Raw genomic sequence first — 16601 nt, 5'->3', positions numbered from 1 at the left:
TTGCGGCATTGTGACCGGCAGTCGTCCGCAGCCTTACGAAGCGATTCGCGGCTGGGCACCCCAGCGGTGGCTCGGGGAGGTTTTATCAGTCCCGGGCCCGGTTGCTCTACGGAGGACTACGTCACACATGGCACTCACAGAGAGCGGTTTCCCCATCGAACCCGTCTACGGGCCCGGCGACCTGACGGGTTGGGACCCGGCGGCCGAGCTGGGGCAGCCGGGCGACTTCCCCTACACTCGGGGGATTTATCCGAACATGTACACCGGTCGGCCCTGGACCATGCGGCAGTACGCCGGCTTCGGCACGGCCGCCGAGTCCAACGCCCGTTACCGGCAGCTCATCGAGGGCGGCGGCACCGGGCTGTCCGTCGCCTTCGACCTGCCCACGCAGATGGGACACGACTCCGACGCCCCCCTCGCGCAGGGCGAAGTGGGCAAGGTCGGCGTCGCCGTCGACTCGCTCGACGACATGCGGACGCTGTTCGACGGGATCCCCCTCGACCGGGTCTCCACCTCGATGACGATCAACGCGCCCGCCGCGCTGCTCCTGCTGCTCTATCAACTGGTGGCGGAGGAACAGGGCATCTCGGGCACAGAGCTGACGGGCACGGTCCAGAACGACGTGCTCAAGGAGTACATCGCGCGCGGGACGTACATCTTCCCGCCCGGCCCCTCCCTGCGCCTGACGGCCGACACCTTCCGCTACTGCCGCGCCGAGATCCCGCGGTGGAACACCATCTCCATCTCCGGCTACCACATGGCCGAAGCCGGCGCCTCGCCCGTTCAGGAGGTGGCCTTCACCCTCGCCGACGGCATCGCCTACGTCCGTACCGCCCTGGCGGCGGGCATGGTGGTCGACGAGTTCGCGCCCCGGCTCTCCTTCTTCTTCGTCGCCCGCACCACCCTGCTGGAGGAGGTGGCGAAGTTCCGCGCGGCCCGGCGGATCTGGGCCCGCGTCATGCGGGAGGAGTTCGGGGCGCGGGACCCGAAGTCGCTGATGCTGCGTTTCCACACCCAGACGGCCGGGGTCCAGCTGACCGCGCAGCAGCCGGAACTGAATCTCGTACGGGTGGCCGTGCAGGCCCTGGCCGCCGTCCTGGGCGGCACGCAGTCGCTGCACACCAACTCCTTCGACGAGGCGATCGCGCTGCCGACGGAGAAGTCCGCCCGCCTCGCCCTGCGCACCCAGCAGGTCCTCGCGCACGAGACGGACGTGCCGCACACCGTGGACCCCTTCGCCGGGTCCTACGCGGTGGAGCGGATGACGGACGAACTGGAGGCGGCGGCGCTCGCGCTGATGCGCCGGGTCGAGGACCGGGGCGGGGCGGTGGCGGCGATCGAGGCCGGCTTCCAGAAGGCCGAGATCGAGCGGAACGCCTACCGCATCGCGCAGGAGACCGAGAGCGGGGAGCGGGTCGTGGTCGGGGTCAACCGCTTCGCGCTGGAGCGCGAGGACGCGTACGAGCCGCTGCGCGTGGACCCGGCGATCGAGGCGCGGCAGTGCGCGGCGCTGGCCCGGCTGCGGGCGGAGCGGGGCGGCGCGGCGGTGACGGCTGCGCTCGCGGCGCTGAAGGAGGCGGCGGCCGGAACGGCCAACGTGCTGTACCCGATGAAGGAGGCGCTGCGGGCCCGGGCCACGGTGGGGGAGGTGTGCGGCGCGCTGCGGGAGGTCTGGGGGACGTACGAGCCGAGCGGTTCCACCTGGTGAAACAGAGTGGCGCGACAGGTGCGTCCCTGTGGGACACTCCTGCCCATGCTGGGTGTGACCGATCTTCCGACGTATCTCGCAGGCCTGGTGCTGATCATTCTGCTGCCGGGGCCGAACTCGCTCTACGTGCTCTCCGTGGCCGCCCGCCGCGGGGTGCGCACCGGGTACAAGGCCGCTGCCGGGGTGTTCACCGGCGACGCCGTGCTCATGCTGCTGACCGCGGTCGGCGCCGGGGCTCTGCTGCGGGCGAGCCCGCTGGTGTTCACCGTGGTGAAGTTCCTCGGGGCCGGCTACCTGGCGTGGCTGGCCGTGGGGATGATGCGGGGCGCCTGGGCGCTGTGGCGCACGCGCATGGAGCGGGCCGAGAACGAGGCCGAGGTGCTTGCCGACCCGGCCGAGAACGAGCGGCCCTACCGGCGGGCGCTGCTGATCAGCCTTCTCAACCCGAAGGCCATCCTCTTCCTGATGTCCTTCTTCGTGCAGTTCGTGGACCCGTCGTACGCCTACCCGGCGCTGTCGTTCCTGCTCCTGGGCGGCCTGCTGCAGACCGGCAGCTTCCTGTACCTGACGCTGCTGATATTCGGCGGGACCCGCCTCGCGGCGGCCTTCCGCCGCCGCAAGCGGCTGTCGGCCGGGGCCACCTCGGCGGCGGGCGTGCTGTTCCTCGGCTTCGCGGCCAAGCTCGCCGTCAGCTGAGCGTTCGGCGCAGCCACGCCATCCGCCGGACGGCCCGGCGCACCGTCCGGCTGCGCGGCAGGAACGACAGCTGCGCCGGGATGCCGCCCGGCAGACCCAGGGAGGTCAGCCGACGGCGGGTGAAGTACCGCCAGGTGCGCGGGGTCAGATGCCTGGCCAGGTAGGCCTCGGCCGCCGGCCGGCGCGCGGCCAGGATCTGCGGCTGCATCGTGAACCCGACGGCGGTGAGCAGTGCGGCCGGCTCCGCCCGGACCTGCTCGGGGGTCGGGGGCGTCCAGGCGCGGACCGCCTCCGCGTCGGCGAGGTCCGGGAGGAGGGCGTCCACCAGGGCCAGCGGCACGCGGTTGCTGTTCGGGTACGGGGTCAGGGCGGCCAGCACCGCGTCGGTCCCGGTCCGGGCCACCGGGAGCCCGTACAGCGTGGCGGCGGTCAGCAGTCCGGTGGAGAAGCAGCCGACGACCAGCGCGGGGCGCAGTCGCTGGTAGAGGGTCTCGGCCAGGACCGGGGCGGCGATCACCGTCAGCCGGGCGCCGAGACGATCGGCCTCCTCCCGGGCCCGCCGGCAGTACGCGGCCGGGGCGCCGGGGTGCGGTTTGAAGACCAGCTCCCGGTGGCCGAGGGCGTGGGCGCCGCGGACCATCGAGACGTGCAGCTCCTCCTCCTCGGCCGGGCTCATCAGGTCGAGGGCCGAGAGGTACTGGCCCAGGAGGAGGGCCGGGGGCTCGGCCGACTCGGGCGGCTCGGCGAGCGCGGCCGCCCCGCCCGTCGTCGCCACGGTCTCCGCGGTGGCTTCGGCCAACTCGGCGAGGACCTTGAGGAACGGCTCCGTCGGGACCAGTTCGACCCGCACCCCGAACTCCGTCAGCAGCAGGGGCTCCAGCCCGGGCACCAGGTCCAGGTGGAGCACCCGTCGCACCCGCATCCCCAGCTGCGGGTCGAGGCGGAAGCGGGTGGGGCCGTAGCTCATGAGCCCGTCGGCGTAGACGTCGACGGCCGCGCCCGGGAAGAGCCGGCACAGGGTCTGGGCGGGCGGGACCTGGAGGGACTCCACGATCAGCTCGACCCGGTCGTCGCCGAGGTTCCACAGGGTGCGCAGCTGCCGTTCCCAGAGGGGGACGTCCTCCGCGCGGGGGGCCCAGGTACTCGGGTGCTGCGGCTCGATGACGCGGTTCCAGTCGAGGACCTCGTCGAAGCGGGAGCGCAGGGCGGCGAAGCCCGGCATGTCCGCGATCCCCGGGGTGACCTCGGCGGTGACGGCGTGGTTGCTGGTCAGCAGGATGCGCCGGCCGGCGGGCGGGAAGCCGCCCGCGTCGACGCCCGCCGCGAGGGTGGCCGCGCCGTAGAGGGTGGAGGCCAGGAAGATCTGGGTGGGCATCAGGCGCTCGCTCCCGACGGGGCGCGGCGGCCGCCGCGCAGGCGGCGGAGCACGGTGGAGCGTTCGACGTCCATCGAGTCCAGGACCTGGTCCAGTACGTCCTGCGGCATGCGGCCGAGCGCGGCCGTGCTCATGATGCGGAGTTTCTTGGCCACGTCCGGCTCGAACCTCTCGATGGTTCCGAAATGATGGGCGATAATTGCACAATAGGTTCGGACGGCTTTCGGAAGCAGCCGGTCGGATTCCCGGTCCCCGAGCACGTCCGTGAGTACTTGATCGAATGCGCGAATGAAATCGAGCTGCCGTTCGTCGCCCACTTGCGTCAACGAGGTGGAAACCCCGCGCCGGTAGAAGACGCCGGGCAGTCCGACTGCGGCGAAGGACGCCGCCTCCCGGTGCAGCCGCCAGATCCACGGCCGGTCCTCCGCGGTCCGCAGCCCGTCGGTGAAGTGCAGCACCCCGCGGTCCAGCAGCCGCCGGTGGTACATGCCGGCCCAGGCGTACGGGTAGTCCACCGAGGTGGCCCGGTCGACGGGGAGGATCGCGGTGCGCGGATCGGCGACCACCGCGTCCGGGCCGAAGGGAACGCGCTGCACGCTCCGCGACCGGCCGGTGCAGCGGACATGTTCGGTACGGACGAAATCGCAGTTCAGAGCCTCTATGGCGGCCAGAGTCCGGGCCAGGTGGCCGGGCGCCAGCCAGTCGTCCCCGTCCAGGAAGGCCAGGTACTCGCCACGGGCGGCGTCCAGACCGGTGTTCCGGGCGGTGGCCAGACCGCCGTTGCGCTCGTGTCTGAGGTGCACCGCCCCCGGCAGCTCGCGCGCGGCCCGCTCCAGCAGGTCGGGCGTCCCGTCCGTCGAGCAGTCGTCGACGAGCAGGAACTCGAAATCGTCCCGGGCGTTGAGTTCGAGACTTTTCAGGGCATCCGGTGCGTATGTCTGCACGTTGTAGAACGGCACGACAACAGAGAGCTTGGGCACCCGCGAGACATTAGGGCGCCGCCCGGCATTCACTGTGGCCCGGATGCGGATTCCATGTGAACGGCGCGGGGCGGGCGAGTTAACCCGTGCGCTTTCGCATTCAGTCGACGCGTTGTTAACCCGCTGTTGTGCGCTCGTTGGGCCGATCACCGAAATTGCGGAATAGCTTCTGCCGCGTGCCAGAACGCAAACGCGTCGCCGTACTCGCCGATTCCGATACGCGATGGAAATGGGGCGCACTCACCGCCCGCCGTCTCGTGCCCGACCACCAGCTCACCGGATTCCTGCTGCGCGGCCGTGCCACACCCACCGCGCGCCAGCTCGGTGAGGTGGGGGTGCGGGCCGACCGGCTGTCCGAGGTGACCTGCGCCGAGTTCCTCGCCGAGATCGAACGCGAGCGCTACGACGTGGTCGTCCTCGCGCTCGTCGGCGGGGCCGTCCAGGCCGTCCTGCACGGGGCCCGCGCCCTGTGGCCCGCCCCGGCCCGGCGCCCCGTACTCGTCACCGGCTACGTGGGCGTCGTGTACGAGAAGCTCGCCGACGGGCTGCTGTTGCGGCACGGCGCCGACCTCGTCCTCGCCAACTCCCGCCACGACGCCGAACGCTTCCGCGCCGTGTACGAGGGAGTCGGCGCGGACGCCACCGCCGTCACCGAGACCGCGCTGCCCTTCCTGGGCGGGGCGCCGTACGAGCCGGCCGGCAGCCGGGCCCACACCGTGGTCTTCGCCGTCCAGCCGTCGGTGCCCGACAGTCGCGCCGACCGCGCCTACCTGCTGGAACGGGCCGCCGGACACGCCCGACTGCACCCCGACCGGGAGGTGCTGATCAAGCTGCGCAGCAAGCCCGGGGAGCACACCACGCACCTGGAGGAGCAGCCGTACCAGCGGCTCGCCGAGAAGATCCCGGGCGGACTGCCCGCCAACTGCCGCCTGGTGTACGGAAACATGGGCGAGGTCCTGGACGGCACCGACCTGCTGGTCACCGTCTCCTCCACGGCCGCCCTGGAATCCCTGCACCGCTCCGTCCCGACGGCGATCCTCACCGACCTCGGCATCCGCGAGGCCCTCGGCAACCACCACTTCCTGGGCTCCGGCTGCCTGGCCTCCTGGGACCAGATCGACTCCGGGCTCCTCCCGGAGGGGGACCCGGTCTGGCTGGCGGCCCAGGGCGTCCGGCCCGCGCAGGGCGCCGGCCCGGAGGCGGGCGCGGACGCCTACGCCGTGGCCCGGGCCAAGGTGGCCGCACTGGTGTCCGCGACCCGGCTGCCCTCGCCCGCCCCGTACTACACGCGCACCACCGCCCCCGGATACCTCCCCGGGATCCTCGCCCGCCACCACCTCGCGCCCGACGGCACCCCGCTGCCCGGCACGGTGCGCCCGGCGGCGGGGGAGTCCCGGCTGCGCCGCCGGCTCCGCGCGCACCTGCGCGAGGCCGCCCGCGGCGCCTACCGGCACGGGGTGCAGCGCGTGGCCCCGGTGATCCGCAGGCTGGGGGAGCTGTGAGGGTCCTCGCCGTCGTCCCGGCCCGCGGCGGCTCCAAGGGGGTCCCCGGCAAGAACCTCGCCGAGGTCGCCGGCACCCCGCTCGTCGCCCGCGCCGTCCTGGCCTGCCGCGCCGCCCCGACCGTCACCGACGTGGTGGTCTCCACCGACTCCGAGGCCATCGCCGCCGCGGCCCGCGCCGCCGGAGCCGACGTGATCGCCCGCCCCACCGCGATCTCCGGCGACACCGCGAGCAGCGAGGCCGCCGTCCTGCACGCGCTCGCCGCCTTCGAGGAGCTGCACTCCCTCACCGTGGACGTGGTCCTCCTCGTCCAGTGCACCAGCCCCTTCCTCGCCACTTCCGACGTCGAGTCGGTCGCCGTGGCCGTCGCCTCCGGGGCGGCCGACTCGGCCCTGACCGTGGCCCCCTTCCACGGTTTCCTCTGGCGGGACGCGGCCGACGGCACCGGAACCGGGGTCAACCACGACGCGGCGTACCGCCCCCGGCGCCAGGACCGGCCGCAGGACCTGCTGGAGACGGGCGCCGCCTACGCCATGGACGCCGCGGGCTTCCGCACCGCCCGGCACCGGTTCTTCGGCCGCACCCTTCCCGTCGCCACCGACCCCGCACGGGTCCTGGAGATCGACGACCCGCACGACCTGGCCCGCGCCCGCCTGCTCGCACCCCTGCTCGACCCGCGCCCCGGGGCACACCCCGCACAGCCCGCCCCGGATCCCGGCGCGCCCTCCTCCCCGCACCCCGATCCACAGCCCGCACCCCGCACATCCCCGCACCGAAGGACGCCCCCTGCCATGACCTCCACGCCCGACCCCCGCATGCGTACCTTCGGCTCCCGCACCGCGGGCCCCGGTCGCCCCGTCTACGTCGTCGGCGAGATCGGCATCAACCACAACGGCGACCTCGGCAACGCCTTCGCCCTCATCGACGCCGCCGCCGAAGCGGGCTGCGACGCCGTGAAGTTCCAGAAGCGCACCCCGGAGATCTGCACCCCGCGCGACCAGTGGGACATCGAACGCGACACCCCCTGGGGCCGGATGACCTACATCGACTACCGCCACAAGGTCGAGTTCGGCGAGGACGAGTACCGCGCCATCGACGACCACTGCGCCAAGCGCGGCATCGACTGGTTCGCCTCCCCTTGGGACACCGAGGCCGTCGCCTTCCTGGAGAAGTTCGACGTCCCCGCCCACAAGGTGGCCTCCGCCTCCCTCACCGACGACGAGCTGCTGCGCGCCCTGCGCGGCACCGGCCGCACCGTCGTGCTGTCCACCGGCATGTCCACCCCGCAGCAGATCCGCCACGCCGTGGAGGTGCTCGGCAGCGCCAACATCCTTCTCTGCCACGCCACTTCGACGTACCCGGCCAAGGCCGAGGAGCTCAACCTGCGGGTGATCAACACCCTCCGCGAGGAGTACCCGAACGTCCCGATCGGCTACTCCGGCCACGAGACGGGCCTGCAGACCACGCTCGCCGCCGTCGCCCTCGGCGCCACCTTCGTCGAGCGCCACATCACCCTCGACCGCGCGATGTGGGGCTCCGACCAGGCCGCCTCCGTCGAGCCCGGCGGCCTCACCCGACTCGTGCGCGACATCCGCACCATCGAGACCGCCCTCGGCGACGGCGTCAAGCGGGTCTACGAGTCCGAGCTCGGCCCCATGAAGAAGCTCCGCCGCGTGCAGGGCGAGCCGGCAGCCGTCTGACCTCCCTCCGGCGCGTACGCGTTCCGCCCCCCGACAAGGAGCACGTGGTGACCCCCTCCGCCTCCACCCTGGCGTTCGTCGAGAGTCCGGTCCAACTCCTGAACGTGCTGGAGTGGGCGTACGCGCGCGCCGGGGAGCAGCCGAAGCTGGACGGCGTCCCGCGCCAGCGGGGGCGCCGCGCCGACGGCGGGACCGGGCCCGGCCCCGGCGCCCGGCCGGCGGGCGACGCGTCCCCCCTGCGGATCGTCGTCCTGCCGCCCACCGACCCGATGTCCCGCGGCCAGCTGCGCCGGGTGGCCGCACTGGCCCGGGACGAGGGGCACGAGGTCCAGTGGCAGGAGGCCCGCGGCAACCGGTTCGCGCCACTGAAGGCGCTGGCCGCGCTGGCGCGCGACGTACGCGCCGCGCGCACGGTCGTCGTCGGCGACCCCTTCTCGCGCTACGTGCAGCTGCTGCTCACCCTCGTGCGCGCCGAGGAGCTGGTGGTGGTCGACGACGGCACCGCCACCATGGAGTTCATGGCCCAGACCGCCCGCGGCGAACGCCTCGTACGGTGGCACCGGGTCGGCGGCGGCGGACTGCCCGGCCGGATCCGCGAGCTGGCGTACGCACCCGTCTCGGCGACGGCGCGCCGCCGCTTCACCCCGGCGGGACGCCCCGGCCACCGCGTCGAGGTGTTCAGCTCGATGCCCGTCACCGCCCACGGCGGAATGACACTGCGGACCAACGACTTCGCGTGGACCCGCGCCCGGTTCGGCCCGCCCCGCCTGACCAAGGGCACCGACCTGGTCGGCACCTCGCTGGTGGAGACCGGAGTGGTGGACCCGGACCGCTATCTGGACGCGGTGCGCGTCCTGACCCTGGAGCACGGCGCCACCCGCTACTTCGCGCACCGCCGGGAGTCCCCGGAGAAGCTGCGCGCGCTGAGCCGGGCGACCGGGCTGGAGATCGTACGTCCGGACCTGCCCCTGGAGCTGATCGCCCGGCGCGGTCCCGTCGGCCGGACGATCGTCAGCTTTCCGTCCACCGTCGTCCACACGCTGCCGTACGCCCTGACCGGTACCGGTGTCACAGTGGCCGTATGCGATGTGGACCCCGCCTGGCTCACCGGGTCCGCCTCCGCGCGCGCCCGCAGCTTCCTCGCCGGGGTCACGGACACCGCCCGCGATGTGCGCAGACTGCCTGCCCAGGCGGCTCCCACGGCCGGATGAGCGCGCGAGTTTACCCCCGGGCGCATCCGGTCATGCGTCCAGAGGTCGGGTTTCTTTCCCCTAACGGCATGAACTTTTCGTGATCCCCGGCCAGTTGACCCGTCCGTGGGCCTACCCTTCAACGGGTGAACCAGTTGATGTCCCGCGAGTCCCAGACCGCCCAGCCCGCCGCGTCCGACCGGCCCGAGCTGCCCGGCAAGCTTCCGGACCACCTGCGTACCGAACTGATCGCCTTCCGCCGGGACTTGCACGTGCACCCGGAGCTCGGACACCAGGAATTCCGTACCACCGCGGCGATCAAGGCCCGGCTGGAGAAAGCCGGCCTGCGACCACGGGTACTGAAGTCCGGTACGGGCCTGATCTGTGACGTCGGCACCTGGGACGGGGGCCGGCCGATGCTGGCCCTGCGCGCGGACATCGACGCCCTGCCCATCCCGGACGCCAAGACGCACGTCCCGTACCGCTCGACCTTCCCGGACCGCGCGCACGCCTGCGGTCACGACGTGCACACCGCGGTGGTCCTCGGCGCCGGCCTGGTCCTCGCCGAGCTCGACCGGCAGGGGCTGCTGCCCCGCCCCGTACGGCTGCTCTTCCAGCCCGCCGAGGAGGTGCTCCCGGGCGGGGCCACCGATGCCATCGAGTCCGGGGTCCTGGACGGCGTGGGCCGGATCGTCGCCGTGCACTGCGACCCCCGGGTCGACGCGGGGCGCATCGGGCTGCGGCCCGGCCCCATCACCTCCGCCTGCGACCGGCTGGAGGTCAGCCTCTCCGGCTCCGGCGGGCACACCGCCCGCCCGCACCTGACCACCGACCTGGTGACGGCCGCCGCCCGGGTGGCCGTCGACACCCCGGCGCTGCTGGCCCGCCGGATGGACGCCCGCTCGGGCATGTCGGTCACCTGGGGCCGGATCGAGGCCGGGCACGCCTGCAACGTCATCCCGATGCACGCCGAGCTGTCCGGAACGGTGCGCTGCCTGGACCTGAACGCCTGGCACGAGGCGCCGGACATGATCCACGCGGCGATCGACGAGATCGCGACCATGCACGGGGCCAAGTTCGAGATCAACCACGTGCGCGGGGTGCCCCCGGTCGTCAACGACCCGGTGATCACCGAACTGCTGCGTGAGGCGATGGGGGTCCGCCTGGGCGCGGAGTCGGTCGAGGACACCGAGCAGAGCCTGGGCGGGGAGGACTTCTCCTGGTACCTGGAGCACGTACCGGGCGCGATGGCCCGGCTGGGGGTACGTACGCCCGGCGACACAGCCAAGCGTGATCTGCACCGGGGCGACTTCGACGTGGACGAGTCCGCGATCGGCGTCGGCGTGGAGTTCTTCACGGCCACCGCACTGATCGACGGGCGTCGCGCAGTGGCCGGCCGGTAGCCGGCCGGGCCTGTCTCCTTACAGGATCTGCCGGGTTCCCGGCGGGGCACGTCCAGCCCTTGGTACACAAGGGTTGGGCGCGTAAGGAGTCACCAATCGGTCACTGTCCGGTTCGCGACGATCCGATAACGACTCATGAACGGGCCTTTAACTGACATCTACGCGCGTTACGATCGCCGCGAAACCAGCGCCGGTCGTGGCGCTTCGGTCAGGTTTTGAAGGAGCCTCCCCTTGCGCCGGATCACCAGGATCGCCACCGTGGGCATCGCGTCCGCGGCGCTGGCCCTCTCGGCCACCGCCTGTGGCGGAAAGAAGTCGTCGGACGCGTCCGCCTCCCCCTCGGAGTCGGGCCAGAAGTCCGCAGCCATCGCGTATGACATCGGTGGCCGCGGCGACCAGTCGTTCAACGACGCCGCCTACGCCGGCCTGAAGAAGGCCGAAACCGATCTGAAGATCAAGGGCGCCGAGGCGGAGCCCACCGACGGTGAGGGCGAGGCCGACAAGGTCCAGCGCCTCACCGAGCTTGCCCGCAAGGGCAACAACCCGGTCATCGGTGTCGGCTTCGCCTACGCCCCGGCCATCAAGAAGGTCGCGCCGAAGTTCCCGAACACCACGTTCGGCATCATCGACGACACCTCCGTCACCGGTGACAACATCGCCAACCTGGTCTTCAACGAGGAGCAGGGCTCCTACCTGGCCGGCGTCGCCGCCGCCAAGGTGTCGAAGACCGGCACGGTCGGCTTCATCGGCGGTGTCGAGGTTCCGCTGATCAAGAAGTTCGAGGCGGGCTTCACCCAGGGCGTCAAGGACACCAACCCGAACGCCAAGGTGCTCTCCGCGTACCTGACGCAGCCGCCGAACTTCGACGGTTTCGCCAAGCCCGACCTCGGCAAGGCCGCCGCGCTGGGCCAGCTCGACGCGGGCGGTGCCGACGTGGTCTACGCCGCGGCCGGTCTCGCCGGTTCCGGTGCCATCGAGGCCGCTTCGGCCAAGGGCAAGTGGGCCATCGGTGTCGACTCCGACCAGTACAACCAGGCCGGTCTGGCGAAGTACAAGGACGCCATCCTGACCTCGGTCACCAAGGACGTCTCGGACTCTGTCTTCAACCTGATCAAGTCGGTCGAGGACGGCAAGCCGACCATCGGTGAGATCCGCTACGGCCTGGACAAGGACGGCGTCGGCCTGGCCGACTCCAACCCGAAGTACAAGGAGATGGCTGACGTCATCGCCGCGGTGGAGAAGGCCAAGGCCGACATCATCGCCAAGAAGATCACCGTCAAGACCGCGCCGTAAGGCCGTTCCTGACATGTAGTCCTGGTCTCCGGGGTCCGGGAAGCGGTCGCGATCGCCTCCCGGGCCCCGAGCCACGTTCTGTGATCACTAGTCTGTGACCAAGTGGCCTGCCTGGCCGCAAGTTTTCACTTCCGACAGTGCTACGCGCGTAGAAGCATCGTGGACGCGATACTTTCACTCCCCGCCCTGTCCCCCCCCCTGCCTTCCGCTCCTTCCGCGCCAAGGAGAGTGCGTCATCAACGCGTCCAGCCCGCCCCCCGCCGTAGAACTGCACGGCATCACAAAGCGCTTCCCCGGCGTCGTCGCCAACAAGGACATCGCGATCACCGTCCGCAAGGGCACGGTCCATGCCTTGATCGGTGAGAACGGCGCCGGCAAGTCGACTCTGATGAAGATCCTCTACGGCATGCAGAAGCCGGACGAGGGCACCATCGCCATCGACGGGGAGCAGGTCTCCTTCAGCACCCCCGGCGACGCCATCGCCCGCGGCATCGGCATGGTGCACCAGCACTTCATGCTCGCCGACAACCTCACCGTCCTGGAGAACGTGGTTCTCGGCGGCGAGAAGCTCTACGGCATCGGCGCCAAGGCCCGTAAGAAGATCAAGGAGATCTCGGACGCGTACGGCCTCGGCGTACGCCCCGACGCCCTGGTCGAGGACCTCGGTGTCGCCGACCGGCAGCGCGTGGAGATCCTCAAGGTCCTCTACCGCGGCGCGAAGATCCTCATCCTCGACGAGCCGACCGCAGTGCTCGTGCCGCAGGAGGTGGACGCGCTCTTCGACAACCTGCGCGAGCTCAAGGCCGAGGGCCTGACCGTCATCTTCATCTCGCACAAGCTGGGCGAGGTGCTGAAGGTCGCCGACGACATCACCGTCATCCGGCGCGGCACCACGGTAGGCACCGCCGACCCGAAGACCGCCACCACCAAGCAGCTCGCCGAGTTGATGGTCGGCTCAGAGCTGCCGTCGCCCGAGACCCGCGAGTCCACGGTGACGACCACGCCGATGCTGCAGGTGACGGGCCTGACCGTGGCCGCGAACGACGCCGTCGTCGCCGAGCCGGAGGTTCTGGTGCCCGCGCCCGCCGCGGACTCGGCCACCCTGGAGCACATCGGTGCGGGCCGCCTGCTGCTGGACGACATCAACCTCACGATCCACAAGGGCGAGATCCTCGGTATCGCCGGTGTCGAGGGCAACGGCCAGACCGAGCTGATCGAAGCCCTCATGGGCATGGCGTCCGCCGACGCGGGCGTGATCACGCTGGACGGCAAGGACATCACCAAGACCTCGGTGCGCAAGCGCCGCGAGGGCGGCATCGGCTACATCCCCGAGGACCGCCACCGTCACGGCCTGCTGCTGGAGTCCCCGCTCTGGGAGAACCGGATCCTCGGCCACGTCACCGAGGCGCCCAACTCCAGGAAGGGCATCCTCGACCCGAAGGCGGCCCGCAAGGACACCGAGCGGATCGTGCGCGAGTACGACGTCCGCACGCCCGGCATCGACGTCACCGCGGCCTCGCTCTCCGGCGGCAACCAGCAGAAGCTGATCGTCGGCCGCGAGATGAGCCACAACCCGAAGTTCCTCATCGCCGCCCACCCCACCCGCGGTGTGGACGTCGGCGCGCAGGCGCAGATCTGGGACGCGATCCGCGAGGCCCGCCGCGAGGGCCTGGCCGTGCTGCTGATCTCCGCGGACCTGGACGAGCTCATCGGCCTGTCCGACACCCTGCGCGTGATCTACCGCGGCCGGCTGGTCGCGGACGCCGACCCGGCGACCGTCACTCCCGAGGAGCTCGGCACCGCCATGACGGGCGCCGCCTCGGGGCACCTGGAAGCAACCGACAACCACTCCGCCGCTGCCGACGGTGACACGACGGAGGACGAGGCCCGATGAAGAAATTCGACAAGGACCGGCTGCTGCTCGCCATCGCCGGGCCCGCGCTCGCGCTGGTGGCCGCCTTCGCGCTGACCATGATCGTGCTGGGGGCGACGGGCATCAACCCGATCGAGCCGCTGCGCATCATGGTGGAGAACGGTGGCTATGAGGACATCCAGGTCCTCATCGTCAACCAGGCCGGCACGTACTACCTGGCAGCCCTGGCCGTCGCCATCGGCTTCCGGATGAACCTCTTCAACATCGGCGTCGACGGCCAGTACCGCCTCGCCGCGATGATCTCCGCCGTGGTCGGTGGCGCCGTCGCACTGCCCGGCCCGCTGCACATCCTGCTGATCGTGCTCGTCGCGATGGCGACCGGTGCCTTCTGGGCCGGTATCGCGGGCGTTCTGAAGGCCAAGCGAGGCGTGAGCGAGGTCGTCTCGACGATCATGCTCAACGCCATCGCGACGAGCCTCATCGCCTGGCTGCTCCTGCCGAAGAACCTCGGCGTCCAGGTGGAGGGCTCCAACGACCTCACCACGGGCGAGATCGCCCAGTCCGGCTGGTTCCCGGCCCTCTCCCTCGGCGAGTCGGGCGAGATCTACGGCTTCACCTTCGTGGCCTTCGCGCTCGGCGTCGTCTACTGGTTCGTTCTCAACCGCACCCGCTTCGGCTTCGACCTGCGCGCCAGCGGCGCGAGCGAGTCCGCCGCCGCGGCCTCCGGTGTCGACTCCAAGAAGATGATCATCACCGCGATGCTCATCTCCGGTGCCGTCGCCGGTCTGTCCGGCATGCCGGTGCTGCTCGGTGAGAGCCACACGTACACCCTCGTCTTCCCCGTGGGCGTCGGCTTCACCGGTATCACCATCGCCCTGCTCGGCCGCAACAGCCCCGTCGGCATGCTCTTCGCCGCGCTCCTGATGGCGTTCATCGACAAGGCGTCCGCCGGTCTCGACACTGCCGGGTACGCCAAGGAGATCGGCACGATCATGAAGGGCCTGATCGTGATCGCGGTCGTCGTCTCGTACGAGCTCGTCCGTCGTTACGGCATCCGGCGCCAGCAGCAGAAGGTCGGCGAGGAGCTGGCCGCGGGCCACGCCATCAAGACCGACAAGGAGGTCGCGGCGTGAGCGCCAGCACCGTCTCCACGAAGAAAGCGGCACCCGCCAAGGGCGGCCGCAAGAAGCTCACCCTGCCCTGGATCCTGCTGATCGTCGCGGGTGGCCTCGCGCTGGTCTCGCTGGTCCGCCTCATCTCCGGGGCCAACGACCTGACCTCCGTCGGCCAGGTCTCCGGCGCCCTCTCCCTCGCGGTGCCGATCGGCCTCGCCGGTCTCGGTGGTCTGTGGGCCGAGCGCGCGGGCGTCGTCAACATCGGCCTCGAAGGCATGATGATCCTCGGCACCTGGTTCGGTGCCTGGGCCGGCTACCAGTGGGGCCCGTGGACCGGTGTGCTCGTCGGCATCGCCGGCGGCGCCGTCGGCGGCCTGCTGCACGCGATCATCACGGTGACCTTCAACGTCAACCACATCGTCTCCGGTGTGGCCATCAACATCCTGGCGCTGGGCTTCACCCAGTACCTGTCGAACTTCACCTTCGCCGAGGCCCCGGGCGGCTCCTCCAAGCAGTCCCCGCAGGTCGAGCCGATCTACAAGGTCACCGTTCCAGGGCTCTCCGACTGGATGAGCGACCTCCAGGGCAAGCACTGGTTCTTCGTCTCGGACCTGGCCGGCGTCATCGGCGGCCTGGTCACCGAGATCTCGCTGCTGACCATCGTCGCCCTGCTGCTGATCCCCGCCACCTGGTGGGTGCTGTGGCGGACCAGCTTCGGCCTGCGGCTGCGCTCCTGCGGTGAGAACCCGATCGCCGCGGAGTCCCTGGGCGTCAACGTCTACAAGTACAAGTACATCGCCGTGGTCGTCTCGGGCGCCCTCGCGGGCCTCGGCGGCGTGTACCTGTCCGAGGTCGCCAGCCCCATCTACCAGGAGGGCCAGACCGGCGGCCGCGGCTACATCGGTCTCGCCGCGATGATCTTCGGTAACTGGATGCCGGGCGGCATGGCGCTGGGCGCGGGCCTGTTCGGCTTCATCGACAGCCTCAAGCTGCGCGGTGGCGCCGAGAACGTCCACGCGATGCTGCTGCTGATCGCGATCCTGCTGGTGCTGGTCTGCGTCTGGCAGCTGTACAAGAAGAAGTACATCCAGGCCGGCGTCGCCGCGGCCTTCGCCGCGCTGCTGTTCCTCTGGTACGCGACGACGGACTCGGTCCCGAGCCAGTTCGTGGACGCCGCACCGTACCTGACCACGCTGCTGGTGCTCGCCCTGTCGGCGCAGCGCCTGCGGATGCCCAAGGCGGACGGCATGCCGTACCGCAAGGGCCAGGGCAAGTGACCTCCGACCAGGCGGTGGACTGGGAGGCCCTGCGGACGGCGGCCCGGGCAGCGATGACCCGGGCGTACGCCCCGTACTCGGGCTTCCCGGTCGGGGTCGCCGCCCGGGTGGACGACGGCCGCGTCGTGACCGGCTGCAACGTCGAGAACGCCAGCTACGGCCTGGGCCTGTGCGCCGAGTGCGGGCTGGTCTCCTCCCTCCAGGCCACCGGCGGTGGCCGCCTCACGCACTTCACCTGCGTGGACGGCAAGGGCGAGATCCTCGTCCCGTGCGGCCGCTGTCGCCAGCTGCTGTACGAATTCGGCGGCGACGAGCTGCTGGTGGAGACCCCGGACGGGATCCTCCCGCTGGCAGCGATGCTGCCGCAGGCCTTCGGGCCCGACCACCTGAGATAGCCGTGCCGACGGCCCTCCGCCCCTGCCGGGGCGGAGGGCCGTCGCTCTTCCATTCCCCGAACCCCTCTCCCCTCTCTCTATGCGCGTAGAAGGA

At 71.1% G+C, this 16601-nt stretch carries 13 protein-coding genes and 1 pseudogene; 12 read left to right on the top strand and 2 right to left on the bottom strand.

All coding sequences use genetic code 11. The annotated features are described in order from the left end of the window. Positions 1 to 127: 127 nt before the first annotated feature. Together OG373_RS16190 and leuE are read left to right on the top strand one after the other, a co-directional pair. A complete protein-coding gene (locus tag OG373_RS16190) occupies positions 128 to 1708 on the top strand; it encodes a methylmalonyl-CoA mutase (protein ID WP_405439023.1) in 1581 nt (526 codons plus the stop codon). A gap of 45 nt (positions 1709 to 1753) precedes the next feature. Beyond that, a complete protein-coding gene (gene leuE, locus OG373_RS16185; RefSeq protein ID WP_405439022.1) occupies positions 1754 to 2404 on the top strand; it encodes a leucine efflux protein LeuE in 651 nt (216 codons plus the stop codon). Here the strand turns inward: leuE and OG373_RS16180 are convergent. Both OG373_RS16180 and OG373_RS16175 read right to left on the bottom strand, forming a co-directional pair. Further along, complete coding sequence (locus OG373_RS16180; RefSeq protein WP_405439021.1) at positions 2397 to 3779, bottom strand: polysialyltransferase family glycosyltransferase; 1383 nt, start codon at positions 3777 to 3779, stop codon at positions 2397 to 2399. The genes leuE and OG373_RS16180 overlap by 8 nt on opposite strands. Next, a complete protein-coding gene (locus OG373_RS16175) occupies positions 3779 to 4759 on the bottom strand; it encodes a glycosyltransferase family 2 protein (protein ID WP_405439020.1) in 981 nt (326 codons plus the stop codon). The genes OG373_RS16180 and OG373_RS16175 overlap by 1 nt, the downstream gene beginning before the upstream one ends. Before the next feature lie 176 nt (positions 4760 to 4935). Here OG373_RS16175 and OG373_RS16170 point away from each other — a divergent pair, with 176 nt between their 5' ends. The 10 genes and pseudogenes from OG373_RS16170 to OG373_RS16125 all read left to right on the top strand — a co-directional run bounded on the left by OG373_RS16170 (position 4936) and on the right by OG373_RS16125 (position 16507). Then, entirely contained in the window at positions 4936 to 6261 is a 1326-nt protein-coding gene (locus tag OG373_RS16170) for a DUF6716 putative glycosyltransferase (protein ID WP_405439019.1), read from the top strand. After that, positions 6258 to 6623: pseudogene (locus tag OG373_RS16165) on the top strand (cytidylyltransferase domain-containing protein); the annotation flags it as partial. The gene OG373_RS16170 and the pseudogene OG373_RS16165, both read left to right, overlap by 4 nt. A gap of 429 nt (positions 6624 to 7052) precedes the next feature. After that, on the top strand, positions 7053 to 7961 hold the full coding sequence (locus OG373_RS16160) for an N-acetylneuraminate synthase family protein (protein ID WP_405444078.1): 909 nt from the start codon (positions 7053 to 7055) through the stop codon (positions 7959 to 7961). A 47-nt stretch (positions 7962 to 8008) separates the two neighbouring features. Continuing rightward, positions 8009 to 9172, top strand: coding sequence for a hypothetical protein (locus OG373_RS16155; protein WP_405439018.1), 1164 nt, complete (start codon positions 8009 to 8011; stop codon positions 9170 to 9172). A 137-nt stretch (positions 9173 to 9309) separates the two neighbouring features. After that, positions 9310 to 10554 (top strand): amidohydrolase, encoded by a 1245-nt coding sequence (locus tag OG373_RS16150; protein WP_405444076.1) that lies wholly within the window; start codon positions 9310 to 9312, stop codon positions 10552 to 10554. Positions 10555 to 10785: 231 nt separating this feature from the next. Further along, positions 10786 to 11847 (top strand): BMP family protein, encoded by a 1062-nt coding sequence (locus OG373_RS16145; protein ID WP_397732999.1) that lies wholly within the window; start codon positions 10786 to 10788, stop codon positions 11845 to 11847. A 235-nt stretch (positions 11848 to 12082) separates the two neighbouring features. Further along, positions 12083 to 13741 carry an ABC transporter ATP-binding protein gene (locus tag OG373_RS16140; protein ID WP_405444074.1) on the top strand — a complete coding sequence of 553 codons (1659 nt, stop codon included), beginning with the start codon at positions 12083 to 12085 and terminating at the stop codon, positions 13739 to 13741. Next, positions 13738 to 14853 (top strand): ABC transporter permease, encoded by a 1116-nt coding sequence (locus OG373_RS16135; RefSeq protein ID WP_397732998.1) that lies wholly within the window; start codon positions 13738 to 13740, stop codon positions 14851 to 14853. The genes OG373_RS16140 and OG373_RS16135 overlap by 4 nt, the downstream gene beginning before the upstream one ends. Then, positions 14850 to 16112 (top strand): ABC transporter permease, encoded by a 1263-nt coding sequence (locus OG373_RS16130; RefSeq protein ID WP_405439017.1) that lies wholly within the window; start codon positions 14850 to 14852, stop codon positions 16110 to 16112. Before OG373_RS16135 ends, OG373_RS16130 begins: the two co-directional genes overlap by 4 nt. Then, positions 16109 to 16507, top strand: a complete 399-nt coding sequence (locus OG373_RS16125) for a cytidine deaminase (protein ID WP_405439016.1) — start codon at positions 16109 to 16111, stop codon at positions 16505 to 16507. The genes OG373_RS16130 and OG373_RS16125 overlap by 4 nt, the downstream gene beginning before the upstream one ends. Positions 16508 to 16601: the final 94 nt, after the last annotated feature.

Source organism: Streptomyces avidinii (genome assembly GCF_045161815.1).
Classification (GTDB): domain Bacteria; phylum Actinomycetota; class Actinomycetes; order Streptomycetales; family Streptomycetaceae; genus Streptomyces; species Streptomyces avidinii.
This window is presented reverse-complemented; position numbering and strand designations above follow the sequence as displayed.

What these genes read in the sequence shown, in the direction of transcription:
- OG373_RS16150 (WP_405444076.1), top strand. Translation starts at nt 9,310, where the DNA reads ATGTCCCGCGAGTCCCAGACCGCCCAGCCCGCCGCGTCCGACCGGCCC.
- OG373_RS16135 (WP_397732998.1), top strand. Translation starts at nt 13,738, where the DNA reads ATGAAGAAATTCGACAAGGACCGGCTGCTGCTCGCCATCGCCGGGCCC.
- leuE (WP_405439022.1), top strand. Translation starts at nt 1,754, where the DNA reads ATGCTGGGTGTGACCGATCTTCCGACGTATCTCGCAGGCCTGGTGCTG.
- OG373_RS16180 (WP_405439021.1), bottom strand. Translation starts at nt 3,779, where the DNA reads ATGCCCACCCAGATCTTCCTGGCCTCCACCCTCTACGGCGCGGCCACC.
- OG373_RS16190 (WP_405439023.1), top strand. Translation starts at nt 128, where the DNA reads ATGGCACTCACAGAGAGCGGTTTCCCCATCGAACCCGTCTACGGGCCC.
- OG373_RS16160 (WP_405444078.1), top strand. Translation starts at nt 7,053, where the DNA reads ATGACCTCCACGCCCGACCCCCGCATGCGTACCTTCGGCTCCCGCACC.